Below are 15329 nucleotides of genomic sequence, written 5' to 3' on the forward strand. Positions count from 1 at the left end.
GATAACAAATACAATCTTCGGCCGCGCGCTTTGCGAAGTTGCGCAGAAACCCTTTTTTTTCATCCGATCTTGTCACAACAAAAACAACTTTCATGCAAAAAAGTGAGAATTTAAGCAGTTTTAAACAAATGTTATCTAATAAAAACAACGACAAAGATTATTTCTTACCTTATGCTGAACATTAACACCTGATAATACAAAAATCAGATTTCATGCAGTTTGTTTGCTACTTAGTGATAGGTTATGCAAAAATACCCCACCTCATCTCTGTAGATAATATTTATTTATGCGAAATTCAGATAAACAAGAGCGCTTAGTAAAAGCGTTTAAACTCATTCTAAAAGAAGAAAAATTCAGTTCTCAAGGTGAGATTGTTGATACATTGAAAGCGCAAGGTTTCGATAATATCAACCAGTCTAAAGTTTCTCGTATGCTGACGAAATTCGGTGCAGTACGAACACGCAATGCAAAAATGGAAATGGTGTATTGCTTACCTGTTGAACTCGGCGTACCCACAACAAGCAGCCCATTAAAAGATCTTGTCATGGATGTTGGTTATAACAGCGCACTTGTTGTTATTCACACAGGTCCAGGCGCTGCACAAGTGATTGCTCGCTTATTAGATTCTTTAGGTAAAGCCGAAGGCATCCTTGGCGTAGTTGCGGGTGATGATACGATCTTTATTACACCAACGAGTAGCGTAACAGCAGAAGAGCTTTACGATTCTGTTTGTGAACTATTTGATTACAGTAAGTAATACCTTGGGTCTATTTATTTTCATCATTGAGTGACATAACAAATAGACCCGGCTCTTTGCCTACTTTTATTCCCTATCTCTGACTCTTGTTCTTTATTTCAAGTTTATCTCTTTTCATCTTGCTTATTACTTAATTTGAGTGGTGAAGCACAGACAAAAAAACCTCAGACTACTGTCATTTGTTATGATAAATAGCAAAAATATTCTTTAATACGCTCTCATTCGTATCCATTGACCATCATGATTAGAAAGGATTCATTCATGACATTAAAGAAAAGAATGATGCTTGGGCTATTTAGTTTAAGTTGTTATTTCATCGTATCGACAGCACACGCTCAACGTTTTATCACAATTGGCACAGGACCTATCAATGGTGTTTATTACCCTGCAGGCGGTGCGATTTGTAAATTAGTGAATCAAGGACGACTGCAACATAATCTGCGTTGTTTGGTTGAATCAACCACCGGCTCTATCTACAACATCAATAAACTCAAAGATAAACAATTTGAATTTAGTGTTGTTCAATCTGATTGGCAATTTCATGGCTATAACGGTACGAACCAGTTTAAAGACCAAGGTCCTTATAGCAAGATGAGGGCTATCTTTTCACTACATGATGAGCCTTTTAATATTATTGTTCGTAAAGATTCAGGAATAAATAATCTTGATGATCTTAAAGGAAAGCGGATCAATATTGGTGAGGCAGGATCAGGCGATCGAGCAACCATGGAAATTGTTATGGATAGCCTTGGTTGGACATATTCTGATTTTAAGCTTATCTCGATCCCAGCCGAGGAACGCTCAGAAGCACTATGTAATAACAAAATTGATGCGTATATCAATCTTGTTGGCCATCCAAACGGGGCAATAAAAGAAGCCGCAGTCTATTGTAATGCGAAATTAATTCCAACCACTGGGGCAAATATCGAAAAGATCATTGCTGATCATCCTTTTTATACCAAATCAATGACTCCTAAAGGTTTTTATAAGGGAATTAAAGGGGATACTGAAAGTTTTGGCGTGTCAGCAACATTAATTTCAAGTACAGATGTCTCTGAAGAAACCGTTTATGCGCTAACAAAATCTATCTTTAACAATTTTGATACCTTTAAACGACTTCATCCTGCCTTTGCCAATTTAACTAAAGCTGACATGCTCCAAAACGGATTATCGGTTCCTTTCCATCCAGGTGCTGTACGTTATTATCAAGAAGCTGGATTTTTTCCCTCTAACGAACAAGATTAAAAAAGCCCGTAAGATTAATTACGGGCTTAAATATTTAACATTATGCGCGTTGATCATATCCCCATCGCGGGACTAAACCTTGCTTAACGCCTAAATGATCCAAGATCCTTGCGACCATAAAATCAATTAAATCATCAATCGATTGTGGTTGATGATAAAAGCCAGGAGCGGCAGGCATGATAGTAGCCCCAAGCTGAGAAAGCTTAAGCATATTTTCTAAATGAATGGTCGAAAATGGTGTTTCACGTACCACCAGCACCAATTGACCACGTTCTTTAATCACTACATCAGCAGCACGCTCAATCAAATTTTCTGACATGCCATAAGCAATGGAAGCCAAGGATCCAGCCGAGCATGGGCAAACAACCATTTGTTTCGGTGCAGCAGAGCCAGACGCAACAGGAGAAAACCAATCATCTTTGCCACAAACAGTTAATTTATCAGCATTACCATTTAAATGAACCGCTAATTGTTCTCGTGCTTTATCAGGCGATGCTGATAGTTTCAAACCATGCTCTGTTGCTAAAACCACACGTGCCGCAGATGAAATCAATAAATACACCTGATAATCAGCCGCTAATAAACATTCTAATAAACGTAGTCCGTAAGGTGCACCCGATGCGCCTGTCCATGCTAGCGTTATACGTTTATCTGTCATTACGTTTTCCTATTATTTAGCTAGTGCTGCCAATAACTTATCATGAATACCACCAAAACCACCGTTACTCATCACTAAAATAGTATCGCCCGGTTGTGCTTTGTTTGTAATGTTATTGACCAAATCATCTAAATCTGCGCTGCAATAAGCAGGCTGTGAACATTGCTCAGCAATCTCTTCTACTGACCATGGAATATTTGGCGGTTGGAAGAAAAAAACTTCATCTGCAGCATGTAAAGAAGGAGCAAGATCATCTTTATGTACCCCTAACTTCATGGTGTTAGAGCGAGGTTCTAATACGGCTAAAATACGCGATTGGTTCACCTTTGCACGTAACCCACCTAAGGTTAACTCGATAGCGGTTGGGTGATGAGCAAAATCATCATAAACCGTTACACCGTTAACTTCGCCTTTAAGCTCAAGACGACGCTTAGTATTAATAAATTTAGCTAAGGCTTCACATGCAAGATCTGGCGTAACTCCAACATGACGTGCCGCAGCGATAGCCATTAAGGCATTATTAACGTTGTGATCACCCACTAAAGGCCAATGTACGGTACCCACCATATCGCTATCTAAATACACATCAAATACACTGCCATCGGCATGGTGCTTTTCAGCGCGCCAGTGTCCATCACCACCAATATATTCCAATTCACTCCAGCAGCCCATCTCTAGCGTTTCATCAATATTTTTCACACCTTTTGGCGCTAAAATACGACCATTACCAGGCACTGTACGTACGAGATGATGGAACTGACGTTGAATAGCTTTAAGATCATCGAAAATATCAGCATGATCAAATTCCAAATTATTCATGATCAAGGTTCTAGGGTGGTAATGTACGAACTTCGAACGCTTATCAAAAAAAGCACTGTCATATTCATCCGCTTCAACCACGAAGAACATGCTTTCCCCTAAACGCGCTGAAATACCGAAGTTTCCCAGCACACCACCGACTAAAAACCCCGGTTGATAACCACAATCTTCCAAAATCCACGCCAACATGCTTGCTGTTGTTGTTTTACCGTGTGTGCCCGATACCGCCATTACCCAACGATCATGTAATAAATACTCTTGTAACCATTGTGGGCCTGAGGTGTAACGTAGATTGCTGTTAAGGACATACTCAACACAAGGGTTACCACGACTCATTGCATTACCAATCACCACGAGATCAGGAGCAGGATCAAGTTGTTTCGGATCATACCCTTGGATAATTTCAATACCTTGGGCTTCTAACATGGTACTCATCGGTGGATACACATTGGCGTCAGAGCCAGTGACTTTATGGCCTAACTGCCTTGCAAGCATTGCAGCACCGCCCATGAATGTACCGCAAATACCTAAAATATGAATATGCATTGCTGCTGGCTCCGTGATTAATTCGGTTAGTTTCACGCTTTCACGTTACTTCGTTACCATAAAAAAGATCTTTATATACAATTTCTTATATAACAAAAAATACGATTTAGCACTTCCACTCACCCGCAGGTGAGTTTATCAAGTGCTATATTCTACTCTCTTCACCCGATTATATGACAACATGATGAAAGGAATGTTTATGACTGATATTAGAACGCTTGGTGAATTCATTGTCGAGAAACAGAGTGACTTTCCTCATGCAAGTGGCGAGCTTTCATCCCTATTAGGGTCAATTAAACTCGCAGCTAAAATCGTCAACCGAGAAATTAACAAAGCAGGATTGGTCGATATTACAGGTACGGTCGGCGAGAACAACATCCAAGGCGAAGAGCAACAAAAGCTCGATGTCTATGCCAACGATAAATTTAAAGCCGCTCTTGAAGCAAGGGATCAAGTCTGTGGTATTGCGAGTGAAGAAGAAGATGAAGCTGTTGGATTTGATAAGCCATTAAATTTAAATGCAAAATACGTTGCTTTAATGGACCCACTCGATGGTTCATCTAATATTGATGTTAACGTCTCTGTGGGAACGATATTTTCCATTTATCGCCGAGTTTCCCCTGTCGGCTCTCCTCCAACAAAAGAAGACTTTCTGCAAACCGGCAACCAACAAGTTGCTGCTGGGTATGTCATTTATGGCTCATCCACTATGCTCGTTTATACCACGGGCAATGGTGTTCATGGTTTTACCTATGATCCCTCATTAGGGAGTTTTTGTCTCTCTCATGAGAATATGACCATTCCACAAGATGGCGTCATTTACTCGATTAACGAAGGTAATTACATTCGTTTTCCTACCGGTGTAAAACAGTACATTAAATATTGCCAAGAAGCTGTGCCAGAAGAAAAACGACCTTACACATCACGCTACATAGGCTCGTTAGTTGCTGACTTTCATCGTAATTTATTAAAAGGTGGGATTTATCTCTACCCAAGTACCGCCAGTTACCCTAATGGTAAGTTACGTTTACTTTACGAATGTAATCCCATGGCATTTATTGTCGAGCAGGCTGGCGGTAAAGCAACGAATGGTTTTCAGCGGATCTTAGATATTCCACCAACCGAACTACATCAGCGCGTACCCTTTTTTGTTGGCTCAACCAATATGGTCGAAAAAGTCGAAAGTTTGTTACGTGAATATCCAGAAAACTAACTGTTAACTCGATACATGTCGCGCATTTAAAGGCGCGACACATCAACGATGATGATTTGCTTTTGTTTTTGTTTACATTCATTATAATTTTAACAAACAACACATTTCATTAACCTTAGAAGGAATTAGTCATGAGCCTTAATCAGGTCCCTGCTGGCAAGGATATCCCAGAAGATATTTACGTTGTTATTGAAATCCCTGCAAATGCAGATCCGATTAAATATGAAGTAGACAAAGACAGTGGTGCGATTTTTGTTGACCGTTTTATGTCTAGCCCAATGTTTTATCCGTGTAACTATGGTTACGTTAACCACACGCTATCGCTTGATGGTGATCCGGTCGATGTACTCGTACCAACGCCACATCCACTCGTTCCGGGCGCAGTGATCCGTTGTCGTCCTGTTGGCGTGTTGAAGATGACAGATGAATCAGGTGAAGATGCAAAAATCGTTGCCGTGCCTCACAGCAAACTAAGTAAAGAATATGATCATATCCAAGATGTGAATGATCTGCCTGAATTACTTAAAGCACAAATCACTCACTTCTTCGAGCGCTACAAAGAGCTTGAGCCAAACAAGTGGGTAAAAGTAGAAGGCTGGGATAATGCAGAAGCAGCAAAAGCTGAAATTCTGACTTCCTTTGAACGTGCTCAAAAAAAGTAATTAGCTAATAACACTTATTAATAGCGGTAAAATATAATGAAAAATAAACGTGGTTTACTCGCGGTATTTTTAACTTTTTTTACCGCTATTTCATTTGCTAAAAATGTCACCCCAGATGAATTTTGGCAACTAGAGCAAGCACATAACCCTATCATTGTTGATGTAAGAACAGCCGATGAATTTGCCGCTGGACATATTCCTAACGCTGTTAACATTCCTTTTGAACAGATCGCTACAATTTCAGAATATTTGACAGACAAGTCCAAACCGATATTACTCTACTGCCGCTCAGGCCGACGTGCTGAAATAGCAGAAGCTGAGTTATATTCTCTTGGCTATAAAAACACATTTAACGGCATAAGTTACCAACAACTCCTCCGAACTAAACCAAAGGACTAAACCAAAGGACTAAACGCATGCTACAAACATAAAAAAACCCAATGCAAGCATTGGGTTTTTTATTAGATGGCATCACTAATGATTAATTAAATTCAAATTGGTAAAGCAAGTCCACAGCCTGATCGAGACCATTCACTGCTTCGATATATAAATTCTTCATCAAGCGATAACGTACTGTAAACTCATCTACATCATTAAATAAGCCTACGCCATATTTCACCTGTAGTCCTGGTGCAATATAACCACTAACAGTGACTTGTGAGTCGTCGCCAGCCCCTGCGGTAGATAAGCTAAGATCTTTGATCCCAACGGCTTCACCAACATCACCAACAAGTTGACCACTTTGCGCCAGTCCCATACCTATCAATGCCGTCGTCATCGCATTACCCGAACCACCATCATCCTCACTATCAAGATTACGGCCAGTTAAAATATACGATAAAGCATTTTGTTGTGGCATAGCCGGATCAGAGAAAATCGTTACTTCCGGTTTATCTGCAGAGCCTGTCACCTTCACACCAGCAATAACATCATCTTCGATATTATCAGGATCACGAATCGCTTCTATCGACAGGAATGGTTGATCTGCAGGACCGTTAAATAATATCTGTCCTTTACGGATAAGTAATTCCTGTCCCAGAGCTCGATAAAACGACCCTTTGGCAATATTCACTTCACCGTAAATCATTGGCCCTTTACCATCTTGGCGAACATTCAAATCACCGAATAAACCAGCTTTTAAACCAAACGCTGATAACTTCACGTCATCACCAACATGCACCATAATATTGGTTGTAATATCAAACGGCACAGATTTTTTCGGTTCAACTGGTTCTAGGTTATCTTTTAAAATGACCTGATCTTTAGAAACCGCGATCGCAGATTTTGGTAATTGATTAACCGTAATACGTCCCCATGGAATCCCCACCTTTCCGCTAATATCTGCAGATTTAGGTGTTGCTTTAATGGTGAGATCTGGAGAGACCTTAAGGGAAACCATTGGCGGCATACTCACTTGTAACTCTTTACCATTAATATTTAATTCTGTTTTCCACGCCGCCATATCTTGCCAGTCACCAGTACCACGTAACAGCAATTGCCCATCAGGAGTATAAATATTCCCCATTAACGTTGCGTTATATCCCTTAAAGGCTAATTTGATATCAGCGTTCTGAACATCTAATGGTACTTTACGCCCTCTTGCTTCTAGCTTCGTGACTTGTAATAAACCATTCACTGCGGGGTGCATGATTGGGCCGGTTATTTGCAAGTTAGTATCAACTTGACCACCAAACTGATGGTAGTCTTTAATAACAGGCTCTAAGAATGCAAGTGTAAAACGATCTAATTTCACATTAGCATTAATGCGCTTATCACCTTGTAGATCAGTGATTTTAGCATTACCGGATAAATCACCATTATTTTTAACCGCCACTAACCAATTAGCATTTAGAACATCATTTTCCATCTCAGCATTGACGGTAACTTTATCCCAGCCTAACGCTAATGGGGCATCATCGGTATCCACTTGTTGAGTAAAACTGCCGCTTGGCATCAAAATCTGGGCTTTCACATAGGGTGCACTCTTTGGCGCCCATTTAGCGACAACGTTCGCACCAAGCTCGCCGTTAACCTTCATCTGCTCAGGAATAAATGATTTCAATAAATCAAAATTGAATCGTTTTATTGCTAACTGCGCATTACCCGATGCACCAGCAGTCAGATCCTGAGTTAGACAAATTCCAGCTTTACCTTGTTGCCAACAGTGAGCACCGACAGTTGCCATTGCAGTTTTCAGATCATAACGAATAGGTGTTGGATGGTTTAATACCCACTCACCAACAGGAGTCGTAAAGTCACCTTTTTGCAAGATCCCTTGCCAGCCTGTCTTACGATCTAATTTACCTGTTAGAAGTAACTCAGTGCCAACGGGCTCCCCTTTTACTTTTACCGTTAAACGATGATCTTGCTCTGTGCCTTTAAACAACACATCCATATCATCTAACGTAACACTATCAAATTTCCCTTTTTTAGCATTTAAACTAATATCAGCTTTTAATGCTGGTAATGGCGTTACGCTACCTTTCAATTTAAAAGACGCAAGGCTTGCGACTTTTTGCCAACCAAGATCATCACCTTCAAGATCAAGTGTTACATCCGGTTCAGCCATTTTGCCTGATAACTTCACCTCACCATTAACACGACCATGTAAGTCCGCTAATGATTTAGATAAATCTGGCGCTTTAATATCAGCAACAACGTTCCACGTCTTGTCTAATTCACCTTTCGCGACTAAACCATTAGGACCATGCTTTAATGTTAAGCCCTGTGTTTTAAACTTAAGATCTTTACCTTTACCCGTCACATCAGAAGCATCAAGCTGACCATGAAGCTCAAGAGGCTGTTTCATGATGGAGCCATTAACAGCAAGTTCTGGCAATTTAATAAACCAACCACCTTTTGCAGTTAAACCACCCGATGTATTTAACTTACCGCTTACGTTGCCTTCCGCTTCTGGCCATTGCTTACCTGGCTGGATATTGGCAAAAGCGAGCTGGCCTTGCCATTTAACAAGATCTTTCCAACTTGCTTTTGCATTGCCGGTAATAGAACCACCTAAGGTCTCTACATTCAGCGCAGATAAGTTCACCGAATCAAGGTTACCTTTACCTTTCAAATTAAATTTCACGTTTGGCATAGGCGTGCCATTTACGTTACTTTTAGCATTAAACATAAACCCCTTTAAGCTACCTTTGGCGTTTATATCAGTATTGGCAACAGTAAATTCTGCTTTTTTATCAATCGGCCACTGTAAATGCTTACTGGATACCACCACATCAAAAGGAAGATTCGGATCTAGCGGCGATAATTTACCCTTAACCAACGCATCTAATTTACCTTTTAACGTCGCATCAAGTACCAATTTCGCTAATGATCCTGATGCTTTTAAATGCAACTGATGTCCTTCAACAGGCTTCATCGATATCTTTGCATTCGCATCTAATGAAAGTGGGTAATCTCCCGTTAACGTCACATCAGCTTTCGCGGTTAAAGACGCTTGAGGCGCATTTACCTGCAACTTATCAATCTTGATATCGCTGTCTTTAGCATTCGCAATCAGCTCTAATAACGAGATCTTTTGTGGCGTTTCGCCAGCTAACTCGAAGTCTTTTACCGTAAAGCGCTCAATATCAAACGACATCGGTAGCACAACATCAGGCAGTTTTATTGCTTCCGCTTTTTTCGTTGATTTCGACGCTGCAACTGACTTCTTATCAGCCGTTTTAGATGGCGCTAATGATAAATAAATCCCTTCCCAATCCGTTGGCTTTAAGGTGACATGACTGCCTTGTAAATCTGCTGCTGTAGAGAAATGCTTCCAGCGCACTTTATTCGCCAAGATATCTAAATCGATATCATCAAGCGTTACCTTCTCAATATGAATAGGTAATGGCATTGAGATTTCAGTGACTGGCTTTGAAGGTTGTTCAGGCTTATCCGATGAAGGAGGAAGTTTTGGCATTGAAAACTTCACACCTTGCACCCCTAGATCAGAAATACAAATCTCAGGGGTTAATAAACAGCTATCATTTAATGTTAAATTCAACTTATTAACAGCAAGATCTATATTACCGTCGTTATAACGGACATTCTTAAATTCAAAACCATCAAGCAAAGCGCCTTGCGATTCACCAATCGACAAGGCAGGAAGCGCTTTTTGCGCTCCCCATGCAGCAACTTTAATACCAGCAGGAGTATAAAGTAGTGCAGCAACAGCAATAACTAATAATAATAATAAGGCTAATACGCCAAGTGCTATACGCTTAACCCAAATCATAATTCAGGACCTAAAGTAAAGTGGAGCTGAAATTCATCTTTGCTCAGTTTAAGGAAACGATCATTATTGCTCTTGTTCTTATCTAAGCCCCAAGCAAAATCAAGGCGAATAGGACCTACAGGTGAAACCCATCGAACACCGACTCCGACACCACGCTTCCAATCAGGTGTAGTATTCCAAGCAGAACCATAATCATAAAATACAGCCCCCCACCAATCACCATACACACGGTGTTGATATTCAATGCTAGAGGTTGCCATATAACGACCGCCTTCCATTTTGCCTTGGCTATTACGAGGAGAAATAGACTGATAACCATAGCCTCGAAGGCTACTATCACCACCAATAAAATAACGTAACGAAGGTGGGACATCTTGAATGCCATCACTAATAATAGCACCGCCATCTAAACGCAAAATACCACGCTGATTTTCACCAAAACTACGAATCCAAGCATTTTTTGCTTGTACTCGAGCAAAAGTCGTATTTGATCCAACATTTTTATTAGCAAGATCAACAGAAAAATTATATTTACTCCCACTGGTCGGGAATATTCCTCCAACCATACTACTTTTACTGTATGACAATCCTGGCATCAAAACATTGAAAACACCTTTTTCCATCCCACCTTGTTCATATTTCTCCGTCAACCAACGAAGCGCAATAGTACGATTCCATCCCGAATCTAAACGCCAGTGACGTTCAACCCCGATACCAAATTGTGTACTTACCGTATCGTGTGTATCGACATAACGTATGCCCCCGACAACTTGATAATAATCATTCAACACATCATCGAGTGGGATCTTATAAACCGCTTCAACTTTTGGCTCATCTTTCGATATTTCGGATTTCAAGTTAAAGCTATGGCCTTTACTCGTGATCCACGGTTTTTTCCAATTGAACTTCAAACGAGGGCCGGTATCAGTCGAAAAGCCAATACCGGTTTCAAATTGATTTTTTATTTGTGGCGTAACAACAACATGAATAGGGATCGCATCATCTTTACGTTCTTTTACATCCCCACCAACAAAAATGGAAGAAAACCAACCAACGTTAGACAAACGTTCATTGTACTCTCCCAGTTTTGAAGCTAGATAAGGTTCATCTTCCGTGTAAGGGATCATTGAACGTAAGCGGTTATCATCAATTTGGCTTCCCTGAAAAGTCGTTTCACCAAAGGTATAACGTCGACCTGAGTCAAAATTAATATCGATAAAGACCTCGTTACGACTAGGTACCACCTCTAATGTACTTTTCGTTAATTCATAATCAAAATAACCACGTCGAAGTGCTAAACTCTTTAATGATGCTTTAAAAGCCTCATATTTACCTTGATTAAGCGGTTCACCAATCCCTAAACCACTGCTTTTTACTAATGAAATAAAAGCAGGATCATTTTTAGCATCACCAGTAATAATCAGATTACTTTTACTAATATGCGCTCGTGGACCTTTATCAACGGTAACCACTATTTTAGTTTTAGCGCCGCTACCCGAGACTTGATAATCAAACTTTGGCTGGTAATAGCCCAATGCCTGCAGCGCGTCGCTAATTTCATTTAATACCTGATCTTTAAAGCGCAATGTCGCACTATAATCATCCTTTGATAATGCAGAAAGATAAGCATCAACATTATCTTCTACTTTTCCATCTAAGCCTTTAATCTTCAATGAAGAGGCCATAACTGGACTCGATAGCACCAAAGCAAATGATGTCACACCCAGCCATTTAAAAACTTTATTCATTCTATTGTGCTTCTTTGCGAAATTTAGAATTAATTACGAATCCATTGTGGCAAAGCGATAAGTAACTTCCAACCTTTGCCATCTGAAAACTTATGAATATTGAACCGAATAGAATTTTTAACCATTTTCAGCTACCTATTTATAAATATTAACAAAATGAATCTAAAAAAAAGTAACCAAAGGTCAATGAAATTAAGAAAAACAGTGCCTCAACACGAATTTATGCCATCTTTTTAATAGAAGTATTAGACGTATTCTAAGTCTTAACTATAACTTCATTGCCAGTATTATAGCCTGTTGGAATTATTAATAATTATCACTAAATAAATAGTGTACTGAAAACGGTTCAAACTACTTTCAGCAACTAAAACAACTGTAGAACAATTAATAACTTTTTTTGAGAAAAAATAATTTAATACCGCTCTGTAACTGAATACATTATATAGGAGGGAGTATATTTGTGTTGTCATATGGCAGGATCAAGTTTTCTGTTAGCCGAAAGCAGGAACAAAGTAAAACTTACATCTGACTCGTATTCCAATTTAGAGAGAAATACGCTAGATTTTAGTGATTACACAACTATTCCTGATAGTACCTGAATCTCTTTATTCACCTCAGTTAATACATTTAATGCTTTTAAATCACCAGACTTAGGTGGTAATAGTCGTCCACTATCAAATTCAAAGCCACCTACCCCCATAATAAAAATACGACCTCTAAAATAGCTTTTTACATAACGAGCCACTTGGTTTGGTCGGTAAATTTTAAAGATTCTAAGCATATTTTCCTCACTCAACGGTTACAGATATAGACCGCAAATCGATCACTTTGTTTCATCACATTAAAACTTAATGCAAACAGCCTGCCATATTCCAATAAATACGAAATTTGTAACAATAATGATCGACTTAGAGCCCAAATATTAACTTCTGGTACTACCAGATCAAAGAAGATTAACTATCATAATCACAAATCAGACTAAAAAGAGGCAACACATGAAATTGAAAGCAACCTTTATCTTACTTGCAGCTTTAGCCCCTTCAATCAGCTTTGCTACCAATATCAAGCTAGGTGATTCATTACCTGGTGTTACAGTTACCAATAAAGGTGAGCTTGTTTTAAAAGATAAGGCGATTAGTTACAAATCATGGAGAAGTACAAAACTAACAGGCAAAATGCGTATCGTATTCGCAATAGCTGGACGCAGTGCAGCCAAAGAGCTTAACGCGCCACTTGTTGCAGCTATTTCTGCCGCAAAATTTCCGGAAAATGAGTACCAAACAACAACGATCATTAACCAAAATGATGCGATGTGGGGTACGGGGGGCTTTGTAAAATCAGCAACAGAAGACAGTAAACGTGAATACCCATGGTCATCAATAGTGCTGGACAGCAATGGGATTGTTCAAAAAACATGGGATCTAAAAAAGGAAAGCTCTGCCGTATTTGTTGTAAATAAGACTGGTAAAGTCATATTCGCCAAAGAAGGCAAACTGACACCTAGTGAGATTAAAAAAGTAATCGGTTTAGTGAGTAAAAATTTATAATGAGACTTTAGTCACCTCTCTCTGGGTGGCTAAGTTTTTTCAAAGTAATAAAGAAACGATAGCTCTAGTCGATATACTATTTACTAAAAAACCAAAGCAAGTAACTCACGATCGTTGAATAACCAATGACTAAAATAAGATCAGTAATATATCGATTCAATTTTTTCATGGGATGCTCCGTAATTATTAGTTACTTAAAATTAACACAAAGATAACATCTCATTATGTTCGTTGCTAATCATGAGATCAAGATAACAAAAATGAGTTAACGATTGGTTAAGAGAATGAAAGAAGTATGACTAATAAAGTAGAGAGTATAGATAAACCAATAGAAAATAATCGAGCGCTTGGAGTGTTAAAAACATTAACCGACAGTAAAAAAAAAATAAAAAGCATCGCAGAAAAATATGCTATCGATGGGGAAATTAACAATACTCAAGAGAGGACTTTAAAACAAAGATTACAAGTTCGTCTTCAACAAAAACGACAACAAGAACAATCAAATTTAGAGCAGATCATAAAACAAGCCTATAACCAATGTAATGATGAGACAGCGAGAGATCCTGATCCTGATTGGTTAGTAAGATTTATAGAGATGGCTCAACAAATTCATACTCCATCCATGCAAAAACTGTGGGCAAAAATTCTAAAACAAGAGATCATTCAACCAGGCTCAGTCTCTCTTCGCACGTTAAAAATACTCTTATCAATGACACATCGAGAAGCCGCTCTATTTCAAAAAGTCCTTACTCTTACCTGTTGCATTGGTAACGATAAAAATAAAAAACTTCTCACAAGTATCAAACAGCGAACAAGCAGCTTTAGTTTTCATAGAAGTCACCAAACACATATTGATTATAACCAATACCATTTACCTTATTCGTCTATTTTAATTTTAACTGAACTTGGGCTGCTATTAAGTACAGAGCTAGAAACAAACTTAATAAGTTACACTGATAAACTCAATTTCAACTACCATACAGAGTCTTACAGTTTATCACCCATCAAAAAAGGGACATCGTTCACCTATTATCGTTTATCACCAATAGGACAGGAATTAGCCCAACTAATTGGTTCACAGACTCATGATGAGTATCAAGAGCAACTAAATGAACTACTTTTAAAATATTTTACGGTAGCTCACCAATACTGATACACAGCCTAAATTTTTTTGACTCCGCTTTTTTAATAATTATTAAAACGGGCGGAACTCGAAATAGCAGGCAGCTAGTTGCTTCCCAATAAAGCACCTAGCTCACTACCCTATAATGTTCATTTTCTACAGACGAAAAAAACCTGAATCTTTCGATTCAGGTTTCTTTAATAAAGTGGCGGAGCGGACGGGACTCGAACCCGCGACCCCCGGCGTGACAGGCCGGTATTCTAACCAACTGAACTACCGCTCCGACGAACATGGATGTTTTAATATCGTGAAGCCATGGATGGCTAAGAGCGATAACACCACATGCGATATCTATAGTTCAAATAGATATCTATTTTTTATTTTCATCTTTTTCTTAAAAAGATGAAAACGAATTGGAAGCCTGGCGATGTCCTACTCTCACATGGGGAGACCCCACACTACCATCGGCGCTATTACGTTTCACTACTGAGTTCGGCATGGGATCAGGTGGGTCCATAACGCTATGGTCGCCAAGCAAATTCGGTTTATTTATTGTCATCGACAATAAATAGCAATCTGGGAAAAGTTAACTAGTGTTCTCTACACGTTCAAGTGTACTTGGAGTCCGCGTTTCTCTTGACGAGATAAAAACCCCTTGGGTGTTGTATGGTTAAGCCTCACGGGCAATTAGTATCGGTTAGCTCAATGCCTCGCAGCACTTACACACCCGACCTATCAACGTTGTAGTCTTCAACAACCCTTTAGAGACCTTAA

Annotated in this window: 12 protein-coding genes, 1 tRNA gene and 2 rRNA genes; 7 read left to right on the forward strand and 8 right to left on the reverse strand. The window is 39.2% G+C overall.

Annotated elements, in window-relative coordinates; translation table 11 throughout:
- The first annotated feature begins 286 nt into the window (after window positions 1-286).
- Both argR and C9J46_RS12630 read left to right on the forward strand, forming a co-directional pair.
- Entirely contained in the window at window positions 287-757 is a 471-nt protein-coding gene (gene argR, locus C9J46_RS12625) for a transcriptional regulator ArgR (protein ID WP_045083547.1), read from the forward strand.
- Between the two features lie 261 nt (window positions 758-1018).
- On the forward strand, window positions 1019-2002 hold the full coding sequence (locus C9J46_RS12630) for a TAXI family TRAP transporter solute-binding subunit (RefSeq protein ID WP_107247492.1): 984 nt from the start codon (window positions 1019-1021) through the stop codon (window positions 2000-2002).
- A gap of 40 nt (window positions 2003-2042) precedes the next feature.
- On the opposite strand, the gene C9J46_RS12635 is transcribed toward C9J46_RS12630, so the two are convergent.
- A complete protein-coding gene (locus C9J46_RS12635) occupies window positions 2043-2660 on the reverse strand; it encodes a flavin prenyltransferase UbiX (RefSeq protein ID WP_107207622.1) in 618 nt (205 codons plus the stop codon).
- Between the two features lie 12 nt (window positions 2661-2672).
- Window positions 2673-4025 (reverse strand): UDP-N-acetylmuramate:L-alanyl-gamma-D-glutamyl-meso-diaminopimelate ligase, encoded by a 1353-nt coding sequence (gene mpl, locus C9J46_RS12640; RefSeq protein ID WP_105061285.1) that lies wholly within the window; start codon window positions 4023-4025, stop codon window positions 2673-2675.
- 199 nt (window positions 4026-4224) lie between these two features.
- Between mpl and fbp the strand changes: the two genes are divergently transcribed.
- The 3 genes from fbp (at window position 4225) to C9J46_RS12655 (ending at window position 6299) form a co-directional block, all read left to right on the forward strand.
- Window positions 4225-5238 (forward strand): class 1 fructose-bisphosphatase, encoded by a 1014-nt coding sequence (gene fbp, locus C9J46_RS12645; RefSeq protein ID WP_107290983.1) that lies wholly within the window; start codon window positions 4225-4227, stop codon window positions 5236-5238.
- Between the two features lie 131 nt (window positions 5239-5369).
- On the forward strand, window positions 5370-5900 hold the full coding sequence (gene ppa, locus C9J46_RS12650) for an inorganic diphosphatase (protein WP_105059407.1): 531 nt from the start codon (window positions 5370-5372) through the stop codon (window positions 5898-5900).
- Between the two features lie 36 nt (window positions 5901-5936).
- Window positions 5937-6299 carry a rhodanese-like domain-containing protein gene (locus tag C9J46_RS12655; RefSeq protein ID WP_107247494.1) on the forward strand — a complete coding sequence of 121 codons (363 nt, stop codon included), beginning with the start codon at window positions 5937-5939 and terminating at the stop codon, window positions 6297-6299.
- A gap of 82 nt (window positions 6300-6381) precedes the next feature.
- Here the strand turns inward: C9J46_RS12655 and C9J46_RS12660 are convergent, their stop codons facing one another.
- The 3 genes from C9J46_RS12660 to C9J46_RS12670 form a co-directional block, all read right to left on the reverse strand.
- A complete protein-coding gene (locus tag C9J46_RS12660; protein ID WP_107287783.1) occupies window positions 6382-10137 on the reverse strand; it encodes a translocation/assembly module TamB domain-containing protein in 3756 nt (1251 codons plus the stop codon).
- A complete protein-coding gene (locus C9J46_RS12665; RefSeq protein ID WP_107207618.1) occupies window positions 10134-11885 on the reverse strand; it encodes an autotransporter assembly complex family protein in 1752 nt (583 codons plus the stop codon). Before C9J46_RS12665 ends, C9J46_RS12660 begins: the two co-directional genes overlap by 4 nt.
- Before the next feature lie 571 nt (window positions 11886-12456).
- Window positions 12457-12666: a DUF1107 domain-containing protein gene (locus C9J46_RS12670; RefSeq protein ID WP_107207617.1), complete on the reverse strand. Its 210-nt coding sequence runs from the start codon at window positions 12664-12666 to the stop codon at window positions 12457-12459.
- A 214-nt stretch (window positions 12667-12880) separates the two neighbouring features.
- On the opposite strand from C9J46_RS12670, the gene C9J46_RS12675 reads away from it, so the two are divergent.
- Both C9J46_RS12675 and C9J46_RS12680 read left to right on the forward strand, forming a co-directional pair.
- Window positions 12881-13432, forward strand: a complete 552-nt coding sequence (locus C9J46_RS12675) for a YtfJ family protein (RefSeq protein ID WP_107260852.1) — start codon at window positions 12881-12883, stop codon at window positions 13430-13432.
- Between the two features lie 295 nt (window positions 13433-13727).
- On the forward strand, window positions 13728-14585 hold the full coding sequence (locus C9J46_RS12680; RefSeq protein ID WP_107260850.1) for a TIGR03899 family protein: 858 nt from the start codon (window positions 13728-13730) through the stop codon (window positions 14583-14585).
- Between the two features lie 176 nt (window positions 14586-14761).
- Here C9J46_RS12680 and C9J46_RS12685 read toward each other — a convergent pair.
- The 3 genes from C9J46_RS12685 to C9J46_RS12695 form a co-directional block, all read right to left on the reverse strand.
- A tRNA-Asp gene (locus C9J46_RS12685) sits at window positions 14762-14838 on the reverse strand.
- A gap of 136 nt (window positions 14839-14974) precedes the next feature.
- Window positions 14975-15090: ribosomal RNA gene (rrf, locus tag C9J46_RS12690) — 5S ribosomal RNA — on the reverse strand.
- A 131-nt stretch (window positions 15091-15221) separates the two neighbouring features.
- Window positions 15222-15329: ribosomal RNA gene (locus C9J46_RS12695) — 23S ribosomal RNA — on the reverse strand; the annotation flags it as partial.

It is taken from the genome of Photobacterium sp. GB-36, assembly GCF_003026135.1.
Classification (GTDB): domain Bacteria; phylum Pseudomonadota; class Gammaproteobacteria; order Enterobacterales; family Vibrionaceae; genus Photobacterium.